At 66.9% G+C, this 25,867-nt stretch carries 22 protein-coding genes and 6 pseudogenes; 15 read left to right on the top strand and 13 right to left on the bottom strand.

What is annotated here, in order from left to right; all coding sequences use genetic code 11:
- Positions 1-570: 570 nt before the first annotated feature.
- The 5 genes and pseudogenes from ABZ027_RS03990 to ABZ027_RS04010 all read right to left on the bottom strand — a co-directional run.
- Positions 571-888: pseudogene (locus ABZ027_RS03990) on the bottom strand (SGNH/GDSL hydrolase family protein); the annotation flags it as partial.
- A 433-nt stretch (positions 889-1,321) separates the two neighbouring features.
- Positions 1,322-2,494 carry an ROK family protein gene (locus ABZ027_RS03995; protein WP_356764108.1) on the bottom strand — a complete coding sequence of 391 codons (1,173 nt, stop codon included), beginning with the start codon at positions 2,492-2,494 and terminating at the stop codon, positions 1,322-1,324.
- A gap of 247 nt (positions 2,495-2,741) precedes the next feature.
- Positions 2,742-3,239: a LamB/YcsF family protein gene (locus ABZ027_RS04000; RefSeq protein WP_356764110.1), complete on the bottom strand. Its 498-nt coding sequence runs from the start codon at positions 3,237-3,239 to the stop codon at positions 2,742-2,744.
- Between the two features lie 137 nt (positions 3,240-3,376).
- On the bottom strand, positions 3,377-4,462 hold the full coding sequence (locus tag ABZ027_RS04005) for a phosphotransferase (protein WP_356764111.1): 1,086 nt from the start codon (positions 4,460-4,462) through the stop codon (positions 3,377-3,379).
- A 27-nt stretch (positions 4,463-4,489) separates the two neighbouring features.
- Positions 4,490-5,839, bottom strand: coding sequence for an aspartate aminotransferase family protein (locus ABZ027_RS04010; RefSeq protein WP_356764113.1), 1,350 nt, complete (start codon positions 5,837-5,839; stop codon positions 4,490-4,492).
- Positions 5,840-6,211: 372 nt separating this feature from the next.
- Here ABZ027_RS04010 and ABZ027_RS04015 point away from each other — a divergent pair, with 372 nt between their 5' ends.
- The 3 genes from ABZ027_RS04015 to ABZ027_RS04025 are packed head-to-tail and all read left to right on the top strand — an operon-like array spanning position 6,212 to position 8,480.
- Complete coding sequence (locus ABZ027_RS04015) at positions 6,212-6,877, top strand: haloacid dehalogenase type II (RefSeq protein ID WP_356764115.1); 666 nt, start codon at positions 6,212-6,214, stop codon at positions 6,875-6,877.
- A 54-nt stretch (positions 6,878-6,931) separates the two neighbouring features.
- On the top strand, positions 6,932-8,221 hold the full coding sequence (locus tag ABZ027_RS04020) for an FAD-binding oxidoreductase (RefSeq protein ID WP_356764117.1): 1,290 nt from the start codon (positions 6,932-6,934) through the stop codon (positions 8,219-8,221).
- Between the two features lie 55 nt (positions 8,222-8,276).
- Positions 8,277-8,480, top strand: a complete 204-nt coding sequence (locus tag ABZ027_RS04025) for a hypothetical protein (protein ID WP_356764119.1) — start codon at positions 8,277-8,279, stop codon at positions 8,478-8,480.
- Between the two features lie 154 nt (positions 8,481-8,634).
- Here the strand turns inward: ABZ027_RS04025 and ABZ027_RS04030 are convergent.
- The 4 genes and pseudogenes from ABZ027_RS04030 to ABZ027_RS04045 all read right to left on the bottom strand — a co-directional run.
- Positions 8,635-8,813, bottom strand: a pseudogene (locus ABZ027_RS04030) (ABC transporter permease); the annotation flags it as partial.
- Between the two features lie 152 nt (positions 8,814-8,965).
- Entirely contained in the window at positions 8,966-10,111 is a 1,146-nt protein-coding gene (gene solA, locus ABZ027_RS04035; RefSeq protein ID WP_356764121.1) for an N-methyl-L-tryptophan oxidase, read from the bottom strand.
- Between the two features lie 20 nt (positions 10,112-10,131).
- Complete coding sequence (locus tag ABZ027_RS04040; RefSeq protein WP_356764123.1) at positions 10,132-11,535, bottom strand: FAD-dependent oxidoreductase; 1,404 nt, start codon at positions 11,533-11,535, stop codon at positions 10,132-10,134.
- Between the two features lie 751 nt (positions 11,536-12,286).
- Positions 12,287-12,967, bottom strand: a complete 681-nt coding sequence (locus tag ABZ027_RS04045; RefSeq protein ID WP_356764125.1) for a haloacid dehalogenase type II — start codon at positions 12,965-12,967, stop codon at positions 12,287-12,289.
- A 141-nt stretch (positions 12,968-13,108) separates the two neighbouring features.
- Between ABZ027_RS04045 and ABZ027_RS04050 the strand changes: the two genes are divergently transcribed.
- From ABZ027_RS04050 to ABZ027_RS04090, 9 genes are all read left to right on the top strand, one after another.
- Entirely contained in the window at positions 13,109-13,375 is a 267-nt protein-coding gene (locus ABZ027_RS04050) for a hypothetical protein (RefSeq protein ID WP_356764127.1), read from the top strand.
- A 482-nt stretch (positions 13,376-13,857) separates the two neighbouring features.
- Positions 13,858-14,544 (top strand): GntR family transcriptional regulator, encoded by a 687-nt coding sequence (locus ABZ027_RS04055; RefSeq protein ID WP_356764129.1) that lies wholly within the window; start codon positions 13,858-13,860, stop codon positions 14,542-14,544.
- A gap of 1,207 nt (positions 14,545-15,751) precedes the next feature.
- Positions 15,752-16,225, top strand: a complete 474-nt coding sequence (locus tag ABZ027_RS04060; RefSeq protein WP_356764131.1) for a RidA family protein — start codon at positions 15,752-15,754, stop codon at positions 16,223-16,225.
- 186 nt (positions 16,226-16,411) lie between these two features.
- Complete coding sequence (locus tag ABZ027_RS04065) at positions 16,412-17,518, top strand: alanine racemase (RefSeq protein WP_356764133.1); 1,107 nt, start codon at positions 16,412-16,414, stop codon at positions 17,516-17,518.
- A gap of 75 nt (positions 17,519-17,593) precedes the next feature.
- The gene (locus ABZ027_RS04070; protein WP_356764135.1) at positions 17,594-18,328 is read left to right on the top strand and encodes an SDR family NAD(P)-dependent oxidoreductase; all 735 of its coding nucleotides are present in this window, start codon (positions 17,594-17,596) and stop codon (positions 18,326-18,328) included.
- 192 nt (positions 18,329-18,520) lie between these two features.
- Positions 18,521-19,477, top strand: a complete 957-nt coding sequence (locus ABZ027_RS04075; RefSeq protein ID WP_356764137.1) for an ABC transporter substrate-binding protein — start codon at positions 18,521-18,523, stop codon at positions 19,475-19,477.
- A gap of 43 nt (positions 19,478-19,520) precedes the next feature.
- Positions 19,521-20,438 (top strand): amino acid ABC transporter permease, encoded by a 918-nt coding sequence (locus ABZ027_RS04080; protein WP_356764139.1) that lies wholly within the window; start codon positions 19,521-19,523, stop codon positions 20,436-20,438.
- Entirely contained in the window at positions 20,435-21,202 is a 768-nt protein-coding gene (locus ABZ027_RS04085; RefSeq protein WP_356764141.1) for an amino acid ABC transporter ATP-binding protein, read from the top strand. The genes ABZ027_RS04080 and ABZ027_RS04085 overlap by 4 nt, the downstream gene beginning before the upstream one ends.
- A gap of 582 nt (positions 21,203-21,784) precedes the next feature.
- Entirely contained in the window at positions 21,785-23,263 is a 1,479-nt protein-coding gene (locus tag ABZ027_RS04090) for an NAD-dependent succinate-semialdehyde dehydrogenase (RefSeq protein WP_356764430.1), read from the top strand.
- Between the two features lie 149 nt (positions 23,264-23,412).
- On the opposite strand, the pseudogene ABZ027_RS04095 reads toward ABZ027_RS04090, so the two are convergent.
- Positions 23,413-23,637, bottom strand: a pseudogene (locus ABZ027_RS04095) (SOS response-associated peptidase family protein); the annotation flags it as partial.
- 229 nt (positions 23,638-23,866) lie between these two features.
- Here ABZ027_RS04095 and ABZ027_RS04100 point away from each other — a divergent pair.
- Positions 23,867-23,989, top strand: coding sequence for a hypothetical protein (locus ABZ027_RS04100; RefSeq protein ID WP_356764143.1), 123 nt, complete (start codon positions 23,867-23,869; stop codon positions 23,987-23,989).
- Between the two features lie 89 nt (positions 23,990-24,078).
- Here ABZ027_RS04100 and ABZ027_RS04105 read toward each other — a convergent pair whose 3' ends face one another.
- Positions 24,079-24,435 (bottom strand): hypothetical protein, encoded by a 357-nt coding sequence (locus ABZ027_RS04105; protein ID WP_356764461.1) that lies wholly within the window; start codon positions 24,433-24,435, stop codon positions 24,079-24,081.
- Between the two features lie 25 nt (positions 24,436-24,460).
- On the opposite strand from ABZ027_RS04105, the pseudogene ABZ027_RS04110 reads away from it, so the two are divergent.
- Positions 24,461-24,710, top strand: a pseudogene (locus ABZ027_RS04110) (substrate-binding domain-containing protein); the annotation flags it as partial.
- 7 nt (positions 24,711-24,717) lie between these two features.
- Positions 24,718-25,101: pseudogene (locus ABZ027_RS04115) on the top strand (GntR family transcriptional regulator); the annotation flags it as partial.
- Between the two features lie 10 nt (positions 25,102-25,111).
- Here ABZ027_RS04115 and ABZ027_RS04120 read toward each other — a convergent pair.
- Positions 25,112-25,189: pseudogene (locus ABZ027_RS04120) on the bottom strand (AAA family ATPase); the annotation flags it as partial.
- A gap of 198 nt (positions 25,190-25,387) precedes the next feature.
- Positions 25,388-25,597, bottom strand: a complete 210-nt coding sequence (locus ABZ027_RS04125; protein ID WP_356764145.1) for a DUF2180 family protein — start codon at positions 25,595-25,597, stop codon at positions 25,388-25,390.
- Positions 25,598-25,867 lie beyond the last annotated feature (270 nt).

Raw genomic sequence — 25,867 nt, forward strand, 5'->3', positions numbered from 1 at the left:
ACGTCCAGCTCTCCGCCGCCGATCTGGCCCGCATCACCGAGCTCCTTCCCCACGGCTCGGCGGGCAGCCGCTACCCCGCTGCGATGCTGTCCAGCTTCACCACAGACTGACCGCGCCGGCACACACGCATGCAACGCCGGTCCCGTCGGCCAAAGGCGGCACACCGGCGAGTTGAGATGGCATCGGAGAGCACGCGCTGGCCATTCGCCTGGACATCACAGACAGGGCCGAATGGCCGTCGGCCCTGGCAGTGGTCGGAGGTGTCAGGGCCACACCGTCACATCTCCGCCGTAAGGCCCTCGCGCGCTCGCTGACTCCGCGATCAGCAGGGTGTTGTCGCATGCCTCGGGCAGTTCGGCGAACAGGTCCCCCGTCTGAGCGGCGGTCTTGAGGTAGAAGCCGGTGCCGTGGAACCTTAACCGGTTCGGGTCGTCCCTGTTCTTGCCACCTGGATGCACTGCAGGTTGTCGTGGGCGTCCGCGTGCTCTTGAAGGGCGTAGTGGGCGTCGTTCGTCGTTCCCGACTCGGGCGAGCACCGACCGCTACTCATGCTCGGACAAGCGGATCTCGCTACTCCGAGGCGTCTGCCAGGTCGACGAAGGGCTCTTGTCCACGCTGGAAGGCACGGCCGAAGTGTTGGCCGGAGCTGCCGACGGACAGGAGGTCCGGGCGTTTGGCCACGCGACCGTCTCCGGAGGAACGCCCACGCGCGCGCCTGCCGATCCACGGACCTAGGAATCCGGCGACCCAGCGCACCTCGGCTGACGCGGCACGCAAGAATCGTGCCCGACCAACAGGCAGGACGGGCAACGGGTGCGTCCAGGAGTCGTCAGTGTCTGGCACGTTGAGCGAGTGAGCGAGCGCCGCCGCGATCCGCTGGTGGCCGAGTCAGCTCCAGCCACACGGCGGGGTAGCACCCACCACTCGGCAGGGACACGGCACCCTTCTGCCGGATAGTCCATGATCGGCCCGAGTTTCCACCCTGAGGGCCATGACCCAGACCCCCGGCCCCTTACGGCCGACGCGCCGTCCCCCGAACGCGAGCGCAGTGACCCCTCGACCGGCGCGCCCGGCGTGGGCCGGCTAATTGGGCTGGACCTTGCCCGCGGCCTGGCCGTTTTCGGCATGTACGCGGTGCATGCGACCGTCATGCCGTGCCCAGGCCCAGGCCCAGGCCCAGCCGGTAGACGCTGCGCCGTATCCGGCGAGGGCAAGGTCTCCTGGCAGACCACAACGACCTGGAAGGCCTCCACCGACCCGGGCTTCGTAGCAAATGTGCACCGCGTCCTGGTGTTATGCGACGCCCCGCCAGGCGTCGCGCTCAGAACGCCGGCGCGGATTGCTCCTGCTGCGGGCCTTGACTGCGTGCCCTGAGCAGCACGTCCCGGAGGCGATTGTGTGTCATGGCCAGGCCCGCGGTCACGGCACCGCGTGCTGTCGAGAGTCCCAGTACCTGGGCGATGGTCGCGATCCGCGGGACGGTCGGCAAGGTCCGCTCGAGTCGCGTTCGTACCTCGGGGAGCACCTCTTCCACGAGGGGGCGCAGGCGGCCGACGAAGTAGACGGACTCGGGATCGAGTGTCACGGCGACGACGTTCACGCCCGTGGTGATCGCCGTGGTGAACGCATCGACCACCTCCGTGCGCGCTCGATTGTCCTGCGGCGCCTGCCACAGGTCCTCGACGCTTTGGACGTCCAGTCCGTGTTCACGAGCGAACCTGAGAAGCCCTCTGGTACTCAGCAGCCCGTCGAGGGTCTGGTCGTCGACACCGGAGGAAAGAACACCGAAGTCGCCGAACGCAGGAGTGCGTCCTCGAGCCAGTTCGTGATCCGTGCAGGTGGCGAAATTGAGGATGCTGCTGACGCTGAACAGAGCGGCGTTCCTGATGCTCGCGTCGTCCGCGAGCACCCCCAGCAGGGACGCGTTCGCGTCACTGTCGAAGGTCACTGGAGCACCGACGAGGCCCTCAACGGTTCGGTGGAGACCTGCGCCGGCGAAGATCTTCATCGGGTCGGCGGGACGAAAGACCTCGGTGCCGCCCCGGACCCAGGCGGGCAGAGCTGCGACAACCTGGCGCAGTGGACCTCGTGCGGTTGTGCTGGTCTGCTCGATCAGGTCGACCAGCCACGCGCCGGCAGCGGAGGCATCGTGGTGCTCCACCGTCGGCACGATCACGTGCTCGATCTCACGGCCGCGTAGATCAGTCACCAGCACACAAGTGGTCACAACGCCGAAACTGACACCCACGACGTGGCCCGTTGTCGGGGGCACATCAAGGTACGTCGACCTACGGCCACGCCCGATGACAGCATCAACTCCCCCATCCACGACGAATCCGTCGGCGCGCAGTTCCTCGACCGCCCTCGACACGGTCGCCTTGCTCAGTCCCGTGAGTTCGATGAGTTTGTTCCGGGTCAATGGCGCACGCGACAGGACCACTTCAAGGACGCTCGCCTTGTTGTAGTCGCGCGGTGTGGGGTTGCTGCTGCTCACCTCATGACCTCAGCGAGGCTGTGGGTGACGCCGTCAAAGCGCCGGCGGCTGTGCCGGACCTGCCCGAGTTCCTGTCGCGCCGCGAGGACCCTGGTCCCCGCTTCATCCGTCCTTCGCTTCAACACAGCCCCTTCTCTCCTGGGTCAGAACCTCGTGGCCGTCTCCGGTGGCGGCCACGTACTCGATCATGTCTTGAGTCTGCCTCGCTGCCTCCGATCGGACCTCCAGGCCTGAGCGGCCGATGTATTCACTCCAGGCCCGGAGGTCGGGGGCGCCTGCACCGCCCTGGCTCTTCGCGAGATACGAGTTGCGGTGCTCGGGCCGCCGGCAGTCCGGCCTGGACGACGGGCCGGTAGCCCAGTGGTCGAGGCGCCGGCATCAGCAGGATGCCCGGTCGCACCGTCTGCAGGGCTCGGGCGACGGCCACCGCGCGCTCCGGGGTGGTGTACCGCGCAGCCGGCATCGCGCTGTGCGGCTTCACTTGCGACCTCGGCCCTGGCCTGCGGCCAGCCAGGCGCGCACCCCCCTCGTAAATGATGAGTCGACCATGTCGCTGTCTGTGCTGGGCAAGAGCTCGTCGGCCGAAGCCGAAAAGGTCTGAGAGGCCCGGGGTCACCGGCGTGGTAGCCGCACGCGTCTTTGACCGAAATGACGTACAGAACAGTTCCCCGTCGTTGCCGAGCCTCCAGCGGCCGAAGGTCTCGCCCGCGTCGGCGTTGACGCCGATGTACCGATCAGTGGTCACGCGACTCTCCTGATCTGATGTGCGTTGGGTGAACGTACGGCAGAGGGTGACCAAGCCGACGTGATATGCCGATCCTCCCAATTCCTATGTACTACGACTGCCGACCCGGCGTTTGCCAGCCATGACTCCGGAATTTTCTAGGCGTGGTCGTGGCGGGCGCTCAGCATCCGGTCGCCGACTTCCTCCTTGGCGACGGCCATTGCCCGCTCCACGTTGACCCAGTCGTCCTCGGCGTGCTCGAGCAGGTAGTCGCGGCGCTCCGGCACCCGGTCCGCGCGCCAGTTGGTGATCAGCGCGCGCAGTGTGAGGCGTGCCAAAGCGGCGACGGGCAAGAGGGGCAGCTCGCTGTCCTTGATCGGCCGTGCCTGCTCGTATCCCCTGACGAATGCGCAGGCTTCATGCCAGGGATCTGACGGCGTCCGGCCGAGAAGGTTCGCGAGCGACACGGCGGGGTCGAAGATCAGGGCGCTGCGCACGCTGTCCCCGAAGTCGATCACCCCCGTGACGAATCCGTCCGCCCGGGGATCCACGACCACGTTGTAGGGGCTGTAGTCGCCGTGGATCACCTGGGTCTCCAGCTCACCCAGCCTCGGCACGATGGTCTCGTCGAAGAGGTGGAAGACCTCATGCGCCAGTCGACGGTACGTGGCATGGGGCGTGTACTCGACGAGCTCCCGCAGGTGGTGGAAGTGGCGGAGGTCCCAGACAAGGCGGCGTTCGTCCGCCGGGTGCCGGAATGTCCGCAGCGCCAGGTCCACTCGCCCGAGCATCCTGCCCGCCTCGGCAAGCTGCTGGGCGTCGGGGTTCGTTCGCGCCAGCACGGCGCCTTCGACGAAGTCGAAGACGCGCAGGACTCGGGTCCTCCCGTGCTTGGTCTCGATCGGTACGTGGTCGCCGCCGTCGGCGGTCGCTTTGACCCGCTGGACGGGGAGGTGGGGGGCTTCGGCTTCGAGGTGGCGCATCGTGGCCGTCTGCAGAGCCACGACGGCTACCGCTTCGTCGGGAGGAGACACCTTGACCAGATGATCGGCCGCCCCCGTCCCCGTCCGGAGCCGGAAGGTGTCGTCCTTCTCGGTTGCCAGCCGCTCGAGTTCTCCGCTCAGCCGGTAATGCCGGGCGAGGAGTTCGTCCACCAACGCTGTGTCGATGGGCTCGTGGGACGATGCCAGACCGCTCTCCTCGAACAGCTGCTGGACGATACTCGCGGAAGGTGAGGTGCTCATCGTCGGGTCCCTTCGGCTGCCGGCCCGCTACAGGCGGGTCTTGGCGATCTCCGCGAAGGTCTCGAGGAATCGCGTCACATCGGCCGAGTCGAAGGCCAGCGGCGGTCGGATCTTGAGGACGTTGACCGCCTCCCCGGTTGCGCTGATGAGGATGCGACGTTCGCGCATGTCGTGGACGACGTGCTCTGCCCGCGCACGGTCGGGTTCCAGCGACTCCCTGTCCTTCACGAACTCGACGCCCACGAACAGACCACTGCCGCGGACCTCTGCGATGTAGGGAGACTCGCGGGTGATCTCCTCAAGACCGGCTCGAAGCGCCCTGCCGCTGTCGAGGACCCTCTGCTGCACGTTCTCCGCTTCGAAGACGTCCAGTACCGCGGCCCCGGCGGCGATCGGGATCGAACTGCCGGCAAAGGTGTTGAAGTAACGCACGTTCTGGCCGAACTCGTCACACACCTCGGGCCGGAACACCACACCGGAAATCGGCATGCCGTTACCCATGGGCTTGCCCATCGTGACGATGTCCGGCACCACCCCGTGGCGGCTGAACCCCCACATCGTTTCTCCGAGCCGGGCGAAGCCCGCCTGAACCTCGTCGGCGATGTACAGGCCGCCCGCGGCGTGCACCTCCTCGGCCACTTCGCGCATGTAACCGACGGGGTCGGTGAAGATACCGTCGCTGGAGTGCGCGCAGTCGGTGATGAGCGCCGCGAGCTTGTACCCGTGGCGCTCCAGGTCGTTGACAGCACCGCGGACCTGGGCACGCATGTACTCGGCGAGCGTCGAGTCGGCCGGGACGCGTCGCGGATCGGGAGCGTCGATGAGCCGGACGTTCGGCCCCAGCGGCGACCCGGCGCCCAGTGTCGGCGAGAAGCTCGCGACTTCACGGGTAAGTCCGTGGTAGGCCCAGCGGGTCACGATGATTCCCTCGCCGCCCGTGTGGAAGCGGGCCACGCGCATGGCCAGGTCGTTCGCCTCCGACCCACTGCATCCGAACGTGATCTTCGACAGCTCTTCGGGGAAGGTCGCGAGAAGGCGCTCGGCGTAGTCGACGAGTGATTCCTGCACATAGCGGGTGTTGGTGTTGACCGCCCTCATCTGTCGGGACACGCGTTCGGCGACGTGCGGGTGGGCGTGGCCGACGCACGGCACGTTGTTGTAGGCGTCGAGGTAGTCGTTGCCGTCCCGGTCGAACAGGTGAGCACCTTGACCGGAGACGAACTCGACCGGCTCCCGGTAGATCAGGGTGTAGCCGGGACCCAGCACGTTGTGTCGCCGCTGGATGGTGGACCGCAACCGCTCAGGCAGTTCGCCGAGTACGGCGGGGTCGAACCGATTGGGGTAATTGACAAGCGCTCGACTCAGCGTCGAAGTCATCAGCAGCTCACCTTCTGTCTCGCAGGTCGCAGTTCGCACCGCTGTATGGCTGCAGCCTAACAGCATTCATTCCAGTTTCAAACTGAAACTTTTAACGAATCCACCCCTTGACTCTCCTCAACGCCGCTGACATTATCGTGCCAGATTCCAGCACAACGTTCCACAATGCGGCATGGCGGGCTCGAGCCCTCGCGGGTCACCCACACCGCCCCGTCTGGTAGCCGCTGTGCCTGAGGCGGCCCTGGCGGTTGATCCGCACCCGGCGCTTCGGACCGAGGTCATGGGTCGAGGTGTGGTCGCCCACCCAGCCGACAGAGAACGCCCCTGTCCCCCTCCCACCCCGTTGCAACGCCTGAATCGAGGCCGAACACCATGCGAGACATCGTCACCTTCGACGCCTACGGCACTCTGGTCGACTTCCAGATCGGCCCCACCGCCCTGGAAGTCGTGGCCGACCGGCTGGACCTGGACAACCTGGATGTCGACGAGTTCCTCGACGACTTCCGTGTCATGCGCTTCCAGTCCGTCCTGGAGGCGTACCGCCCCTTCCACGAGGTCGTGCGCTCCAGCCTGCGGATGGCCATGCGTCTGCACGGTCTGGAGTACCGCACGTCGGACGGCGACGCGCTCGTGGAGGCCGTCCCCACTTTCGGCCCCCACCCGGAGGTCCCGGATGCACTGCGTGCGCTGAAGAGCAAGTATGAGATCGCCATCATCTCCAACACTGACGAGGACCTGATCGCCGGGAACGTCGAGAAGATGGGCGTGGAGTGGGACTACGTCATCACCGCGCAGCAGGCGAGAGCGTACAAGCCGGACCTGCAGGCATTCGAATGCGCGTTCAAGACGATAGGCGTCGAACCGTCGCAGGTCATCCACGTCGCCCAAGGCTGGGAGTACGACCACATCCCGACCCGCGACCTCGGCCTGAAGCGCCGGGTGTGGATCAACCGCAGCGGCCGCCTGGGCAGCAGCGACTACCAGCCCTACGACGAACTGCCCGACCTGTCCGGCCTGCCGGCCCTGCTCGGCTGCTGACTGACCCCACGGCGACACGGCGACACAGGACAGAGAACGCAGAGGACGCACGCCATGAAGCAGATCCCTTACTGGCTCGACACCGCTCCCGCCCTGCCCGACCGTTCCGGAAAGGACCTGCCCGACGAGGCGGACGTGGTGGTGATCGGCGGCGGCCTCACCGGGCTGTCCACCGCCTACCACACCGCCCGCAAGGGCGCCCGGGTCGTTCTCGTCGAGAAGGACAAGGTCGGCTCGGGCGCCTCCGGGCGCAACGGCAGTCACTGCAACCCCGGCATCACCATCAGCCCGGCCGACGCTCGCAAGCGGTACGGGGTGGAGCGCGCCCGCGAGATCTACGATGCGTTCCGCGACGCGGTGGACCTCGTCGAGGAACTCGCCGTCAAGGAGAAGATCGACTGCGACTTCCACCGTGCCGGGCGCCTCGGCGTCGCCTTCAAGCCCCAGCACTTCGACGCTATGCGGTCCAAGCAGCGCGATCTCGCCGAGAACTACAGCCACGACACGGTATTGCTGACCAAGAACGAACTGCGCGCCGAACTCGGCTCGGAGTACTACCACGGCGCCCTGCTCGACCCGCTCGGCGCTGCCCTGCATGTGGGCAAGTTCGTCCATGGTCTGGCCGAGGCCGCCGAACGCGCCGGTGCGGAGATCCACGAACGGAACGCCGCCATGGGCCTGACGAGGGCCCCCGGCGGCTTCCTCGTCGAGACCATGCACGGCACCATCCACGCCAAGCAGGTCATGGCCGCCACCGACGCCTACACCGACAAGTCGATGCCGTGGTTCCGGAAGCGGCTGATCAACGTCGGCAGCTTCATCATCGTCACCGAGCCGCTCGGCGAGGCACGCGCTCGCGAGATCATTCCCAACGGGCGCCTGGTGGTCGACTCCAAGAACGTCGGCCATTACATCCGCCTCACCCCCGACAACCGCCTCGCCTTCGGCGGCCGGGCCCGCTTCGCGCCCTCCAACCCGGCCTCCGACGTGAAGAGCGGTGACGTCCTGAAGCGGGAGATGACAGAGATCTTCCCGCAACTGGCGGGCGTCCGGGTCGACTACGTCTGGGGCGGCATGGTCGGCTTCTCCTGGGACCGCATCCCACACGGGGGCGAGGCCGAGGGGGCCAAGGGCCTGTACTACTCCATGGGGTACTGCGGCCATGGAGTCCAGATGGCCACTTACATGGGCCGGGCGATCGCCGAGATGATGGACGGCAAGCCGGAGGCCAACCCTCTACGTGACCTTGGCTTCCCCAAGGTCCCCGTCCCCTTCTACAACGGCACCGCCTGGTTCCTGCCGTTCGGCGGCGCCTACTACAAGGCCAAGGACCGCCTGCGCTGAGGCGACGGTGACGGGTGGCGCCCTCGGGGCCTTCTGCGGGCCGCACCTGGAACGGATGGCACCACAGGTCGTACGGCTCAAGGAACTACGCGAGAAGGACAAAGCCGAGCTCGAACAACTCCGGGCCGATGTCGAAGGGCTGGTGCGGGCCGTCAACCAACTGACATGGGAAAACCGGCAGCTGCGCGGACTGCTGTCGGCTCCCGACCCGGCCGTCCGCGTCCTTCCCGTCCAGTACATCCCGCCCCAGCCCAGCTGACATCAGCATGAATGCCTGGCAGGGTGGTGCAGTTGAGGAGGCCACGAGTCAGGCCGGCTATGTGCGGGCGGGAACCAATGACGTCAGTGAGCCCCTTCCGCATCCGCTTGCCGTTCCGAGCGGCTCGGCAGCAGCGCCATCGCTATGGCCGGCACCGAACCCCGCCGGCCGCCGTGACCGCGAGCGCCTCGAGCAAGGCCAGGACGACGGCCGGGGCAAGGACGGCCCAGGGGACGCGTTCGGCATACGGCTGGTTCTCGGCGAGTAGCAGGCCCCATTCGGGGGCTGGGCACCGAGGCCGTGGAAGCTGAGCACGGCCAGGTTCAGGGCGATCAACTACCTGGCCTTTCTCGGCCTCGCCGCAAACCTGTGCTGCTACAAGCGACTCGTCCGCCTCGCCACCTAGGACGCCGTCTGACGCTCGCAACGACCGTCAGCCGAATGGCGATACCGGCGCTCCGCGCCGAGGCGGCGGAAGTGGGTGGCTACCTGGTCTTGAACCGGCCCGGACGCACGAAGTCCAAGCCCTCGATGGTCTGCTTGCCCAGCGCCTCGTGTGCGGCGATGTGGCCATAGCCGGTCGCCATCTTGAAGCCCTTTCCGGAGAATCCGGTGGCACAGTAGACCCGGCTGTTCTCGTCCAGCCAGCCGAGGAGAGGATGCCTGTCCTTGGTGAAGAGGTCGGGGAAGGCGTCGGAGCGCACGATGGTGGGGATCAGGCCGGGGAAGAACTCGGTGACGATGTCGGTGACCTTCTCGACTTCTTGCGGGGTGAGTTCCCTGGGCACGGAGTTCGGGTCGGGGGTTTCCCTTCCGCGTCCGTCCAGCGGTCCGTCCACCGAGGCCTTGACCGTCACGCCGTCGACGGCGGGTGCGCCGTACAGGGAGCGACCGCCGTACAGCCGGCTGAAGACGGGGAAGTTCTCCGGCGAGAACTGCGTGCCGTCCTGGGCGATGAACCAGGTCAGGACGATCCGATGGGTTTCCGTGACGGCCTTGAGGTGTTCGGGCATGAGCCTCCGGGACCAGCCGCCCGAGGCGACGATGACCTTCTCGAACGTCCAGGTCCTGTCGCCCGAGGTGACGACCACGCCGTGGTCGGTTTTGGTGATGCTGTCGACAGGTGTGTTCTGCAGGACGGTGGCACCGTTGGCCTGCGCCGCCGCGACGGCGGCGCTGACGGCGCGGTCGGTGCGCAGAACGCCGGCGCGGGGGTCATAGATGGCGCAGTCGTCGGGGCGGAGGTTGTGCTGGGGGTAGCGGTCCGCCATCTCCTCCCGGCTGAGGACGCAGCGCTCGGCTCCGGTGACGCGTGTTGCCTCCAGGAGGTTGTTGATGAAGCTGCCGTTCGCCGTCCCGATGGACAGGCCCCCGGTAATCGTGAGGATTTTTTGCCCGGTTTCCGCTTCGAGCTCGGCCCACAGGCTGCGGGAGCGCTCGATGATGGGGTAGTAGTCGGGTTTCCCGAGGTAGACCATGCGGAACAGGCGGGTGTCCCCGCCCACGGCACTGCGGCCGTGTGCGGGGGTGTCGGCCTCGAAGCCCACTACCGAGTCGGACAACCGGGAGGCCTGCCATAGGGCCATGCTTCCGATGCTGCCCAAGCCGATGACTGCGAGTTTTGCGTCCATGAGAGCAGTTTCCTGTTCGTTTACTCGTGAAGTCCGGCGAGTCGGCTGCCGAATCTGGCCAGGAGTGAGGTCTTGCTGGAACCTCTGCGCTCTTCCCACCGGTCGGCAATGCCGAAGAGCCGGTACATGGCGTGAACGCCCAGCCAGCGGAAGGGTTCCGGTTCCCACTTCCGTGCCCGGTAGCCGACCCAGGGAAGAGTGGTCCGCTCGGTTTCCCTCTCGAAGGCGAGCTCCACGAGAGTCCTGCCACCGACGTAGGCCGACGTGACACCATGTCCCGCATAGCCGGTGGACGACCCGATCCCCGATGCCGGGTCCCAGTGCACGCCGCCGTTCCAGTCCCGCGTGACGCCCAGGACTCCCGACCAGGCGTGATCCACCTCGAAGGGGATGCTCGGGAAGAAGGAACTGAGCTTCTGCGAGATCAGGTCAATGGTGGACTGGGCGGTCACACCAGCTCCCCCTGTGCCGGACCCGAAGCGGTAGGGGACACCGCGGCCCCCCATGGCGATACGGCCGTCCGACGTCCGCTGGGCGTAGATGAAGGTGTGCGCGGAGTCGCTGAGGCACTGCGGCCCGTCCCAGCCGATCTGCTGCCATGCCTCCTCAGGCAGGGGCTTGGTCGCGATCATCGAGGAATTGACAGGGATCAGGGTCCGGCTGCCGAGCAGCGGTCCCGAATAGCCTTCGGTGCAGATGAACGTCCTGGATGCGGTGACACGTCCGTCGGCCAAGGTGAGGGTCTTGCCCCCGACACTGTCCACCCGGCTGCCCTCGTAGATCCTGACCCCCATGGAGGTCAGGGTGTCCGCGAGGCCGTAGACGAGCTTCGCGGGGTGGAACCGCGCGCAGTGCTTGTAGAAGAGCCCGCCGTGGACGCTGGAGATGTTGATCCGGCTCCGGAACTCCTCCCGGTCGAGCATGTGAACTTCGTCGTCGGTCAGCCCGTACTTCAGGTCGGCATCACGCCTCGCGACAAGCCGGCCCAACCCCGCCCGAGTGTGGGCGGCGACGAGCGCGCCACCCTTGTGCTGATCGGCATCGATGCCCTCGGCCCGGAGGATGTCCAGGACCGCGTCGACGCCGGCGACGAATTCCTGCTGCAACGCCCGGCTCGCTTCCAGCCCTCCCCCGGCGCGGGCGAAAGTGGCACGGTTTCCTGGGGGCATGGCCGAGAGCCAGCCACCGTTGCGTCCTGATGCGCCGTAGCCCACCTGTTCGGCCTCGAAGACGGCCACAGAGAGCGACGGTTCGAGTTTCTTGGCGAAGTACGCCGCCCACAGGCCGGTGTAGCCGCCGCCGACAATGGCCACGTCGACGGAGTCCTGGCCGGTGAAGCGGGGGAATGAGGGCCTCTTGTCGGCCAGTTGGGCCACCCAGAAGCCGAGCTCTCCGTTTCGGGGCGGTGCCGCAAGGGCGTTCATGGTGTGTCCTTCATCTGTCTCTGGGAACCGCGTGGGCCGGTACTAAAAAGCGGTGCAGCCGCCGTCGACGGGGGAGGATTGTCCCGCTGGTGTACAAAAACTCCGACGATGCGAGGAAGAGGGCGGTGCGGCGAAGCCCTGCATACGGTCGACGTTGTCCTGCATCACGTCGGCCAGCACGATCGGCGCCGGGGTGTCATTCGCTCAACGAGGATGTCGAGTGCCTGTTGGAGCCGGTTCCCAGATGCATTCCTCATGATTGGTCCGCTACACCGCGGTGCAGCTCTTCTAGGGCCTGTCGTTTGGATCAGGCCGCAGGAAACTGACGGTGCTGGTCGATGCCGGTGAGTAGGGTCATGGGGGTCCCCCCGCGCGAGCGCAACCGAGCGTGGGGGAGTCGGCAACCGACGACAACGCGGCAGAGTGTTGAGGGGGAGCCCGGCGACACCGATCGCGGTGCGGGCGTGCCCTCCGTTCTCGCCCAGCACCTCGATGAGCAGTTCACTGGCCGCGTTGGCGACGTTCGACTGCTCACCGAAGTCCGGCGTAGTGGCCACCAGGACCAGCATGTGTACGATCCGCACCCGGTCCAGATCGCGTCCTGGCCGGCAACGCCCTCACCCAGCGGTTCACCGTCCCTGAAAGGCAGTTGGCCCGAGATGTAGATGACCGAGCCCCCGCCCGGTGGTGCACGACGTACGCGTTGCCGACGAGGACGGGTGGCTCCAGTCCTCAGTTCTCCGCTCAGGCGTCAGGGACGCGGGAGGCCGAAGAGGACCGGGAGGTCGGCGATGTCGGTGATTCGCTCGTAGCCCAGCCAGTGCTCGTCGTGCTCCCAGCCGCGGTCGACGTACACCTTGTTCTTGATGCCCATGATCGCCGCGGAGCGCAGGTCATACATCGGGCTCGCGGAGACGTGCACCAGCTCGTCGGGGGTCACGCCGAGTTTGTCGAACATGTACTCGAAAGCGCGAAGCCGTGGCTTGTAGACGCCCATCTCCTCGGCGCTGATGACGACCTCGAACGGGGCCTTGAGGTTCTCCGCGAGGCGCACGGCGTGCGCGGTGTCACTGTTCGTGATGATGACGAGCGGGATCTCCTCGGCCAGGCGGTTCAGCGCCTCGGTGACACCGGGGTGCGGGCCCCAGGTGGGGATGCGGTCGTACACCGCGCGCGCGTCGTCCTCGCGGTACTTGAGGCCGACCTTGCGCGAGGCGCGCTCCATGGAACGAGCGACGACCTGGTGGAACGGCTGGTACGCGCCCGTGCACTCGTCGATCCGGTACGCCTTGCAGATCCGCAGGAAGTCATCGGTGACCTCGGCCGGCAGTCGGTCGCCCAGGACCTCACGCATCGTGTCGTTGATGCTGAACTTGATCAGCGTTCCGTTCATGTCGAACGTCACGAACTTGGGCTTTACATCGAATCCCACTGGTCCTCCAAGTGTGGAGCAGGCTGAAACTCCGGTCGATTGTCGACCATGTTTTGGTCGATTGTCGACCAAAGAGGTCTGGGCTGTCAACGTCGTCAGAGGAGCGCCTCGGGTAGACCCGACCCTGATCCCCTTTTCCGCATGAATCCGGTGATCTGCCGGGTCGGGCGCAATCGGCTCTCGGCCGAGGTCGCCTCCGAGTTCGTGCGGGCCAGCAACCAATACCCGATCGACGAGCGCCTCGGCGAGTGCGAGCCCTTCCACCAGGTCTTGGTCCGCTCGCTGGAACGGACCATGCGCAGGTTCGGCGCGGAGCAACAGGACTCGGGGACCACGACTTGGAGTGGCACCCGACCTGACCGGCCCTTCGTGCGGGTGTGGGTCACGGAGGCGATCTTGGATTGCTGAGACCCAGAGAAGAAGGCGTTCCCGTGACCCACCAGGACAGGGTGTACGAGCGCCGGATGTGGCTCATCGAGCAGGCCGCGAGCATCGGCAACTTCACCGGCCGGCCAGGTGCTCGGCTTCTCACGTAAAACCTGGTACCGACTGGACGAAGAAGGCCGAAGAGCCGGCGTCAAGAGACGCGAAGGTGCTGCGTCGCGCGTCCTGGTCCGCCGAGCCACGGACCGCCGCGCTCCCCTTGGTCGGCTGCACCCCGCTGCAGGTCCACAAGCACCCGCGTCGCCGGACCGGCACCGGCCTGACAACCAAACGGCACCATCCGAGACACCGACATGTCACCGCGACCCGTGAGCCGGATGGGGCACTGTTGTGAACTCAGTGCAGCTCCTTGCCAGACAACCGACTTGAGGTATGGATGCAAGACCGGCAGGGGTATAGTCGACAAACGACCAAATGGTCGACAAGTGTCGAGGGAGGGCAACGGGGTGGACCACAAGTTCGAGTGGCAGGAGCAGCGGATGACGACGCCGGACGGCGTCTACCGCACACTGCGTGCCGCCATCCTCGATGGGACCGTACCTCCTGGTGGCCAACTGCGCGAGGCGCACATCGCCGCTGATCTCGGGATCAGCCGGTCCCCGCTGCGCGAGGCGCTGACCAAGCTCGAGGAGGAAGGGCTTGTCATCAAGATCCCCTACCGTGGGGCGTTCGTCGTAGAGGTGAGCGCTAGTGAGGTCGCCGAGATCGACTCGGTCCGGCTGCGTGTCGAGCCGTTCGCCGCCGAACTCTCGGCCGAAGCACTGCGCGGTCCTGAGCGGCCCCAGTTGCTGCAAACCGTCGAGGATCTTCGCCGGGCAATGGAGAAGGACGACATCCCGGCCAGCATCGACGCGCACCTTCGATTCCACCGGCTCTTCTACGATCTCTCGGGGCACGGCGTCCTGCAGAGTCTCTGGAACGGCTGGGAGACCAAGCTGCGCCTCCACCTCAGCGTCGATCACCGCACTTACAGCGACGACCCGCATCAATTGGTCGTCGAGCACGAGAGGTTGGCCGCGGTTGCCCTGGAGGGCGACGCCAACGCGTTCCGCCAGGAACTGGCTGCCCATTTCCCCATGGGGCTGGGAGCCCAGACGGCAGATCCAGGGGAACGCTCACCCCGGCATGCATAAGGCCATGCCGCCTGCGTGAAGTATCCACGCCCGCTCACCACCGTGACGTTGTAGACCAATGCCGCAAGTCAAGGACGACGTCCGGGCCTCAGCCGTCGCCACGGCTCGGTGCGCCATGCTGGAGGCACGCCGCGGACGACAAGATGTCGTATGGGCCAGGCGATGACGGATCAGTCGCCGGGTGTCCAAGGCATCGACTGCGGCGCGAGTGGAGCGCCCTGCCTGGACCTGGAAACTTCCAGGGCTGTGTGATCGACGAGGCCACGACCACCTGGAGGGATCTGTGCCCGGCCTGCCGGGCGGACACCCCCTGACCGCCAGACGGTCCGAGCCGCCACATGCTGCAACCTGGGCTGCCGAATCCCAGCGCCTGTGATGTCGTAATCGGTCCGCCGCGGGCCTTCGGGCAGGGCCGTCAGCGGACTGCGTCGGCGACGGACACGTCGTAGCTCGGCACGCTCAGGTCCGTTTCCTGTCGGGGAGTTCATGCTGACCAGGGACAAGTCCGTCGTGCGCCGGCGGGTGACGTGGGCGTTCAGGCCTTTGAGCAGATCGGTGAAGAGGCCGGCGTTCCGCCCGACCTGCAAGCGCCCGTAGGCGGTCGGTCCCGAACTCGCCTGATCTCACGCCATTGCGCCCCTGTCCTGAACCGCCGCATCGCACCCTCGAAATGATTCCGCAGCCGCTCAGGGTAAGGGCCGTACTCGCCTGTCGGCAGGAACGTCGCGGTCAACTTCCCCTGTTCGTCGGCGAGTTGCCTCCGTGTCACGGCCGCCTCCCTGCCGGTTCCGCCTCCCCGACGGATCCGGATCGGCTCGACCGTCCGTGTCAACCGCTTGAGCATCCCGCCGCTGTCAGCGATCGACATACGGACAGGCGTGTTGCACGTGCTCGTCCACGCCGAACCGGATGAGACCGGTGAGCCGGGGCGCGGCGTCGACCGTGGCGCTGGGGCGGGCCGCAGGTGGCGTTCCAAGGTCGCACTCAAGCCTGAAGTTTGCATTGACAGTGTCGACAGGCGCCCATATGGTCGACAAACGACAATGGACTGGCGATTTTAAGCCACCATACGGCGCTTTGTCGCCACCTCTACTCGAGAGGAGAACCCAGTACAGATGATCAACATTCATGCGAAGCAGGTTCTCGTGGCCAACTGCGAGGGTTTGTGCCCTGCTCCTTCCGTAGCGGTGACGCGATGAGCCAGTCCGTGACTTCGGCAGTGCACACCGACTCGGCATCCGATCGGCTCGAGGCCTCGGGTCTGGACCTTCCCGAGCTCCGTGACAACCCGTACTACGTGCACCACCGGACGGTGGGCTCCAGCATCCACATTTCGGGCCAACTGCCTTACCGCGACGGTGAGCTGCTGGGTCAGGGCATTGTCGGCCGGGACGTCGAGCTGGAGACGGCGCGGGAGCTCGCACGCCATGCCGTACTCAACGCGCTCGCCGCCGCTGTGCAGGCGGTGGGAGATCTGGACCGGGTCCGGATCGTGCAGATGCTGGTGTTCGTGGCCAGTACACCGGACTTCGGTCTGCAGTCGCGGGTCGCCAACGCGGCCAGTGAACTGCTCATCGAGGTGCTGGGCGAGAACGGACGGCACGCTCGCACGGCGATCGGTGTCGCCGGGCTGCCGCTGAACAGTCCGGTCGAGATCCAGATGGTCTGCACCGCGGTGTAGGGCGGACGCGACGGCGGTGCAGCGCGAGCGCGGGTGATGGTGCGCGCCACGCACATTCGTCATTCGGCATTCGGCATTCGGCATTCGGCATTCGGCATTCGGCATTCGGCATTCGGCATTCGGCATTCGAGGGCGTCGGCATCCGCTCCCTCGTTCATTCCCAAACACAAGCAAGAGGAGTGCAGCGTGAACCAGCTCCAGCGAGCACTCGCCACCCTGGTCGAGCGGGTCGACACCCCCGCGCCGATCGTGCTGGTCGATGTCATGCAGGACAACATCGACCGCATGCAGGGCTTCGCCGCCCGGCACAAACTCAATGTCAGGCCGCACGTCAAGACGCACAAGTGCGTGGAAATCGGCCGGCGGCAGATCGAGGCCGGGGCGGTCGGAATCACCGCGGGCAACGTCGGTGAGGCCGAGGTCTTCGCCGGGGCCGGATTCGACGACATCTTCCTCGCCTACCCGGTCTGGCCCTCGGGAACGAAGGGGGCCCGGATCCGCCGACTCGCCGAGTCCGTCCGGCTGCGGGTCGGCGTGGACAACGTCGCGGCGATCGAGGCCCTCGCCGACGCGATGGGCGACGAACCGGACCGGCTGCAGGTCGTGGTCGAGGTCGACTGTGGTGCCCGTCGTTCCGGAGCGCCGCCCGAGGCCGCGGGCGACCTCGCGCTCGCCGCCCGCAAGCGCGGCCTGGTGCCGGTGGGCGTCTTCACCTATCCAGGTCACGGCAGCTCCGGCCCGGACGCTCGCGGGCGCGCCGCGCGGGACCAGGATGCCGCGCTCACCACCGCAGTACGCAGTCTCGACAGCGTCGGGATCACCGCCGAAGTGGTCAGCGCCGGCTCCACACCCACCGTCGAGTTCTCCACCAGCAGTGTGATCACCGAGATCCGTCCCGGCGAATACGTCTTCGGGGACCTGAACAACGCCCGGCTCGGCGCCTGCACGGACGATCAGATCGCGCTGTTCGTCGCCGCCACCGTGGTCAGCGACTGGGCGCCCGAGCAGGTCATCCTCGACGCGGGCACCAAGGCCCTGAGCCGCGAAGGCAGCATCGAACGCGGCTACGGCCGGGTCGCCGGCACGACGGCCGTTCTGTCCAAGCTCAACGAGTACCACGGATTCCTCGCGCTGCCCGCGGGCGAGTTCCGCCCCAGGGTCGGCACCGTGGTGCCGGTGGTGCCGAACCACGTCTGTCCAGTTGTCGTCAATTTCGAGGAGTTGATCGTCACCGACAGCGCCGGCACGTCGCTGCAGCGGTGGCCGGTCGACGCCCGCGGATTCCTCAGCTGATGGGCCCCGGGACGAGATCCCCTGGCCGAGCGCCACCCGACTGACCTCTCCCCCCCCCGTGAAGGAATGTCTGACATGAGACTCAAGAACGTCGCGGCCCTGGTGACCGGTGCCAGCAGTGGCATCGGGCAGGCGGTGAGTTCCCACTTCCGCCGCGAGGGCGCGCGACTGCTGCTCACCGGCCGCAAGGAGCAACTCGACACCGCCCAGCCCGACGACCTGTACGTCCCGGGAGACCTCAATGACGAGGCGTTCGTCGAGGGCCTGGCCAACCAGGCCGCCCAGTCCCTCGGCACCGTCGACGTCGTCGTCCTCAACCACGGCCTGCAGGCCAGCAGTCCGCTCACCGAGATGCCCTACGACGACGCGAAGAACGTGCTCGACAGCAACCTGCTCAGCGCGTTCCTGGTGATGAAGCACTTCGCACCGCTGATGCCCCCCGAAGGAGGCTCAGTCGTCTGCGTCAGTTCACGGCTAGGCATGGTCGGCAAGACCGGGGAAGTCCTGTACTCCGCCGCCAAGGGAGGCCTCATCATGCTCGCCAAAGGCGCGGCGATCGAATGGGCCCCGCGCAACATCCGCGTCAACGTCGTCGCTCCGGGTCTGACCGCCACCCCGATCATCGAAGCAGCGATCCAGCGCAGCCCCGACCCTGAGGCCTACCGCCGCGAGCGCGAGACCCAGATCCCGCTGCAACGCCTCGCCACCCCCGAAGAAGTCGCCGACGCGGCCCTCTTCTTCGCATCGTCAGAGTCGTCGTACGTCACCGGAGCAGTCCTCCCCGTCGACGGCGGATACACCGCCTTCTGAACGCCTTTGTCGTACGTGAAGGTCGCGAACCGCAGGTCCGGTCGACGCGATGAGCGAATGCCTTTCGGCACTCCACGAGGCCCCACGCCCAGTCTGACGAGTTCCGGATCGCCCCAGCCAGTTCCAAACAGCCACCCATCGGGGATCTGAGCGGCTCCCAGCGCGCGTCCCCCTTTTGTAAGGAGCAAACCCATGCGAATCAGAAGACACTTGAGCGTCCCGGTCGTCACGACCGCCCTGGCCCTCGCGCTCGCCGCGTGCGGCGCGAGCGGCACCGCGCAGAACGTGGGGTCCAAGGGCACGGCGCAGGGCGAAGGTTCCGGCTCGTCGGCCGAGCACACCGATGACATCTCGGTCGGGGTGAAGCCGGACTCGAAGGCGGTGAAGCTGCTGCCCGCGGCGGTGAAGGCCAAAGGCGCGATCTCGGTGGCCATGGACCTGACCAGCCCGCCCACCACCTTCATGGCATCGGACAACAAGACCCCGATCGGGTTCAACCCGGACATGGCCCGGCTGATCGCCGCCAAGCTCGGCCTGAAACTGCAGTTCAACAACACCAAGTTCGACACCATCATCACCGGACTGCAGGCCGGCCGGTACGACTTCACCGCCTCCACCATGGGCGCCACGAAGGACCGGCTGAAGGTGCTCGACATGGTCGACTACTTCAAGGCCGGGACCGGAGTGTCAGTCCCCTACGGAAATCCGCAGGACCTGGGCACCCACACGCTGTGCGGGCACCGCGTCGGTGTCACGTCCGGCAGCACCGCGGAGCTGCAGTGGCTGCCCCAGCTGTCCGAGCAGGACTGTACGAGCAAGGGCAAGGCGGCCATCAAGGCGGTGACCCTGCCCAGCGTGAACGACGCTCTCACCCAGCTGGTCTCCAAGCGGATCGACGCGGTGATGTACGACTTCACCGGGCTTCAGTGGGCGGCCACGCAGCAGCCCAAGACGTTCGACGTCCTGAAGCCCCTGGTGGCTACCAAGACCGTGACCGTCGCGCTGAAGAAGGACTCTCCGCTGACCCCCGCGGTACAGGCTGCCATCCAGTCCGTCATCGACAGCCCCAACTACGCCGAGGCACTGGGCCGCTGGGGTTTCCAGGACCTCGGGATCAAGACCGCGGCCATGGCCGTCCCTCAGGACTGACCTGCCGATGGACGTGATCGATACGACGACCAGGAGCCGACCGGTGCCACAACTACTGGCCGAAGAAAAGAAGCGGATCACGCCGAAACGTCCGCGCGACTACGTCGCCTGGGCCGTCGCGATTGCGATCGTCACCGGTCTGGTCTGGACCGCGGTGACGAACGAGAACTATCGCTGGCCGGTGGTGTTCAGCTACTTCACCACTGAAACCATCCTCAACGGCCTGCTGTTCACGCTCCTTCTCACCGTGGTCAGCATGGCGCTGGCCACGCTGCTCGGGTTGCTGCTGGCCGTGATGCGTATGTCGCACCAGCGGCCCGTCTCCGGGCTCGCCCAGCTCTACATCACCTTCTTCCGCGGCACCCCGGTGCTCGTGCAGCTGATCTTCTGGTTCAACATCGCGGCGCTGTACCCGAACATCTCGATCGGCATCCCCTTCACCGACGTCTCCACGCCGGTGAACGTGAACGCGATCATGACCCCGATGACCGCGGCCGTCGTGGGGCTGACGCTGAACCAGGCCTCGTACATGTCCGAGATCATCCGTGGCGGATTCGCATCGGTCAGTCGCGGACAGCACGAGGCAGCGGAGTCCCTGGGCATGTCGGGGTTCACCAAGCTCCGGCACGTGATCATCCCGCAGACCATGCCGGCGGTCATTCCGGCCACCGGCAACCAGGTGATCGGCATGCTCAAGGAGACCTCGCTGGTGAGCGTGCTCGGCGTCGCCGACCTGCTGAACAGCGCACAGTCGATCTACGCCCGCACCTACCAGACGATTCCGCTGCTGATCGTGGCCAGCCTCTGGTACCTGATCATGACGCTGGTGCTGAGCGTGCCGCAGTCCATGATCGAACGCCGTTTCTCCCGCTCGACCCGGGCGCGGCTGACCCGAGCCGCCACCTCGGCCGAGCCGGGGGCGGGCCAGCCAGTTCCCATCACGAGGGAGTCCCTGCTGTGAACGCCGACGGAACGATCGTCGCACGCAAGCTGTGCAAGAGCTTCGGCCGTCACCAGGTCCTGCGCGACATCGACCTGACCGTGGCGGCCGGAGAGATCTCCTGCATCATCGGGCCCAGCGGATCAGGCAAATCGACACTGCTGCGCTGTATCAACGGCCTGGAGACCGTCGACCACGGAGTCCTGAAGGTCAACGGAGACGACTTCGGCTACGTCGAGAAGGACGACGCCTACCACGCGGTCCGCCCAAAGCAGCTGGCCGAGCAGCGCGCCGGCATCGGCATGGTGTTCCAGCAGTTCAACCTGTTCCCCAACATGACCGCCGAGAGCAATGTCATGTCCGGACCGGTGCTGGTGAAGAAGAAGGACCGCGCGGCCAGCCGGGAGCAGGCGCGAGAACTGCTGGCCAAGGTCGGCCTGGAGGGGTGCGGCCACAAGTACCCCGCCCAGCTCTCCGGCGGCCAGCAGCAACGCGTGGCCATCGCCCGGGCGCTGGCGATGGAACCCACCATCATGCTGTTCGACGAACCCACCAGCGCGCTGGACCCGGAACGCGTGGGCGAAGTACTCGCTGTCATGCGCGACCTCGCCGGCAACGGAATGACCATGCTGCTCGTCACCCACGAGATGGGCTTCGCCCGCGAGGTAGCCGACGAGGTGCTGTTCATGGACGGCGGCATCGCGGTGGAACGCGGCGACGCCCGTGAAGTGCTGGGCAATCCCCGTGAGAAACGGACCCAGGCGTTCCTCGAAAAAGTGCTGTAGCAGGGCACGGACCTGCGGCAGCGGTTCGGCAGCGCATCCGACCCGGCTCTTGCTCCGGTCAAAGCCGTCGCCTTCGGCGAGTTGGTGGGCCTAGGCCGGGGTGACGCCGATGCTGTGACGAGTGGCCCATGTCCAGGCCGCGGGCGGCGACCGGGTCGATGCGGATCGAATGCTCGCCCCCAGGGCCGGGGTGGCCTGATAGCCGAGTCCGGTGAGGGCTTCGGTCAAGGGCCTGGATCGCTCGTCGCGGTCAGCGTCCGTGTCCACCGTACCGACAAGGTCGACGCGCAAATTCTGGTCCAGCTACTGGCCACAGACTTCCTGTTAGGCAGGTGGCTGGCGGACGAGCGCACCCAGATGCTGCGCAGGGTGACCATGCGGCGCGCTCATCTGACGCGTCAATGCATTCGCGCGAAGAACCGGATTCACTCCGTGCGCCACCGCAACCTGCTGCCCGCCCGTCTCTGACCTGCGCGGCAACACCGTCCAGATCAGCCCGCCTTTCATCTCCACCAACGACGTTCCGGCAGCCACGGCCGCCATCGGCACCGTCCTCTCCGCCCAGGAAGCCAAGTGACCACCATGCGCACCCTCCCCGACGCCGACCCCACTGTCCTCGCCGACTCCGACAAGGTCCTGGCCAACCTCCACCTCGCCGTACCGGGCGTGACCCGCACCTTCGACGTCCACGATCCGGCCACCGGCCAGGTGATCGCCCAGGTCCCCGACTTCAACGCGCACCAGTCCCTCGACGCCGTCGCCCGCGCCGACGCAGCCGGCCGCTCCTGGGCTGCCACCAACACCCGGCACCGCGCCGACATCCTCCGCGCCTGGCACGACCTCATCCTCAGCAACGCCGAGGGGATCGCTCTGCTCATCACCCGTGAGATGGGCAAGCCGCTCGCCGAGACCTGTGCCGAGATCTCCTACGGTGCCGACTTCGTCCGCTGGTACGCCGAGGAAGCGGTACGCCCTGGCGGAAACCTTCGCGACGCTCCGGCCGGCGGGGCCCGTCTGCTCAGCCGGCGCGCACCGGTGGGGTTGTCGGTCCTCATCACCCCGTGGAACTTCCCGCTCGCCATGGCCACCCGCAAGATCGCCCCGGCGCTCGCCGCCGGCTGCCCCGTGGTCATCAAACCCGCGCCTCATACGCCTCTGACCACGATCTTCGCTGTCCAACTCGCAGTCGCAGCCGGTGTGCCCGAAGACCTGGTGCAGGTCGTGACCACGACCGATGCCCCGTCCTTCAGCACCGCCGTTCTGGCCGATCCACGGGTGCGCAAGGTGTCCTTCACCGGATCGACCGCGGTCGGCAAGGTCCTGCTGCGTCTCGCTGCGGACAACGTACTGAAGAGCTCCATGGAACTGGGCGGCAACGCCCCGCTGCTGGTCTTCGATGACGCCGATCTGGAACGGGCAGTCGACGGCGCGTTCGCCGCCAAGATGCGCAACGGCGGCCAGTCATGCATTGCCGCCAACCGCATCTTCGTCCAGGACGGCATCGCCGACGCGTTCGTCGACGCCCTCACCGAGCGACTGTCCGCCGTGAAGGTCGGCAACGGACTCGCCCCCGGTGTGGGGCTCGGCCCAGTGATCGACCACACCGCCGTGACGAGACTCATCGGCCTCGTCGAGGACGCGACCTCCCGCGGCGCACACCTCCTCGCCGGCGGCTCGGCTCCCAGCCACCTTGGCTCGTTCTTCACACCGACGCTCCTGGACCACGTACCGGCTGACGCCGACCTCGCCCACACCGAGATCTTCGGTCCCATCGCCGCCATCCAGCGCTTCTCCCAGCAGGACGAGGCCATCGCCCGCGCCAACGACACTGAGCACGGCCTGGCGGGCTACGTCTTCACCGAGAACCTCGACCGCGCCTTCAACGTGGCCGACCAACTGGCCACCGGACTGGTCGGCATCAACCAGGGCGTTCCCTCAAACGCGGCCGCACCGTTCGGCGGCGTCAAGCAGTCCGGCCTCGGACGCGAGGGCAGCAGCGAGGGACTCGAGGAGTACCAGGAGATCCGCTACTACAACCTCGCACTGCGCCCCACCACTTGACCCGTATATAGCCAACACGCCTGACGATGCGGCTTGTGCCGACGCCCTTGAGCAAGGCGGAGAACACCAAACTCAAGGCCACCCAGGATCCGCTCGACAGAAAATCGGGCCAATGACACCCGATCACGTGGTCGACAGGCCCGCGCCGCAGATGCCGCCCACGACGGCACCAAGCCCCAGCGCAGCGGCCGCAATTTCCTGCCCTCCGGCACGGCATCATGTCCGCGTGCGGTGCGCTCGAGGACAGCCCACACATCGTTGGTCGGCGCGACATTCCAGTTCGGCGGGAGCGTCTCTTCGGCACGCCAGTCGGTAACCTGGAAGAGCTGGACCAGATCCTCGACACTGCGGGTGGAGACGTATCGGCCACACATATAAGCCACTGTGCCACCGGCCGGGCTGTCGAAGAACGACCTGGCGCCTCATGCGGGGCCGTGTCCCGAAGCTGTCGCAGGGCGATCACAGGGCCTCGCTGTTGCAGAGCGCGACGCCGGGAAGCTCGGCAGCTCGGGCCTGGTCGTCTTCGACTTTCGGTAGCAGTTGTTCAGCACTTCGGGATGCGCTCTGACCTGTCGTGTTCAATTTTCTAAGCGGAGGGAACTCATGGGAGTCCCGACAAAGGGCCGCGGCACGGCCTTCACGCTCCGCTCCGCCGTGCTGGAGGCCCGGTCGCTGGGCCCGTCCGCCGGGACGGTCCTGGCGGCGGCCTCGGTAGCGGAGGCCTGACGGCACAGGGTCGGAAAGGACGAAGGCGGTCACACCGTCCCGGGGTGACCGTCACCTCGCGTGGTGCGCGGTTCACCGTGCTGCTGGTGTCAGACCCACCCGACAACATGGCGGCCGGAAAGCACGTCGTCCAGGAGGTCGCTATGCCCAGCTCGAACCGCCCCCAACGGCAGTCCCTCCCGGCGCACATGCGGGAGCTCCAGGCGTACTGGGACCGCCCGCCTGGCGAGGGTGCGGCGCAGCACGGAGTGGGCGTAGCGGTGCACCCTGGGCTGGGTGAGGACGTCGGACCAGGTCTCCAGGAGCTGGACGAAGACTGACTCCACCGTCTCGATCGCGGCCTTGCGCTCCCGGAGATGGAGGTGCGCGTAGCGCAGGTAGACGCGGTGGTAGCGCTGGTAGAAGGCCTGGAAGTCCAGCGGTGGGTCTGGCATCGGGCGGCTCATCGGGCCTCCTTCGCGCTCTCACTGCCTGCGCGTCCCCGAGGACCTGTCCGTCACCGGCTACGACAACACGAGCACTCCCGCTGCGCCACCTGTGGCTCACCAGGGTCGACAACGCCGGGCACGAGGTCGGCCGACGCGCCGCCCGCTGCCTCCTGGACCGCTTCGACGGAGCCGGGAAAGCGGGCCGGACCCAACTGGCCACGCCCACCCTGGAGATCCGCGGAACGACGGCACCACCGCGGACGGGCACGCCGGACCCCGCGTCCGCGACCTGATCCGCCGCTGCACGGCGACATGGCACCGGCACAGCGGCTGGTGGAGAACGAACTTGCCGAGCAGTTCGGTGTGACACGGGCGAGTATCCGCGCGGCACTGATCAATCTGGAGGCTCAGGGTCTCGTCGAGCGGATCCGTAACCGCGGCTCGCGGGTTTGGGTGGTGACCGTGGAGAAAGCGGTCGCCATCACCGAATGCCGCATGGCCCTCGAAGGGCTGTGCGCGGCGAAGGCGGCCACCCTGGCCGGCGACGACCAACTGGCCGAGCTGACGGACCTGGGTACGGCGATGACCAAGGCCGTGGCCGATGGCGAACCCGTGACCTACTCCGACCTCAACCACGAACTGCACACCAGGATCCAGGAGTTCTCCGGTCAGCGGACGGCCTTGCAGCCGTAGCGGCGATGGTCCTCGTCAGCACCTTCTCGTCCGCTGCCTCGAACAGCTCGTTGACGAGCTTGGCCGCGAGCGTGAAGCGACGATGCCTTCCATGCCGATGGCTGCCCACGTCAGCGTCGGCGAGGCGGTACAGGGCGTCGGCGTCGTGGCCGCGACTGAGGCCCGGACGCCGCGCCAGGGATCCGGCACGGCGTCCGGGCGGCCGAGAGTGCATGCTCGGACGGGCGGCGCGCATTCACCCGACCGGTGAAGCGCTGCGATGAGCGCGCCGTGCGGGTCAGGGCGTCGTCTCGGCTGTGTCGCAGGTGTGGCACACCACCCTGCGGGCCGGGACGGTGCCGTGCGCAGCGCCCAGGCCGTTCTGGTGGCTGACGCGTACCGGACGTACGCGGGCGTGGCTCTCGCAGGTGGCCAAGCCGCAGCGCGAGCACACACCGATGCCGGTGATGTCGCTGCGCTCCTCCTGCAGGCAGTCGTAGCACCTCATGTCCCACTCCCATTCCGTAGGGGCCGGACGTGGCGACCGGCCAAAGCGAACAAACCCACCCAGGCCGCACACACCTGCGCAAGAGGCTTGAAAGGTAGGACTCCAGTTTAGACTTTGTCAAGACTGAGACTCGGTCGCGATCACGTGGTCGGTGCGGGACCCGGTGAAGCAACGTGACCTGACTGTCTGTCATCGCTCGCTGTCCACAGGTACAGCGGCGCGGCCCGAGCCCTCGCACCCCGCGCGCCAGGATGCGATCCAGATCGTGCA

This window comes from Streptomyces sp. NPDC006332, assembly GCF_040612855.1.
Lineage (GTDB): Bacteria > Actinomycetota > Actinomycetes > Streptomycetales > Streptomycetaceae > Streptomyces.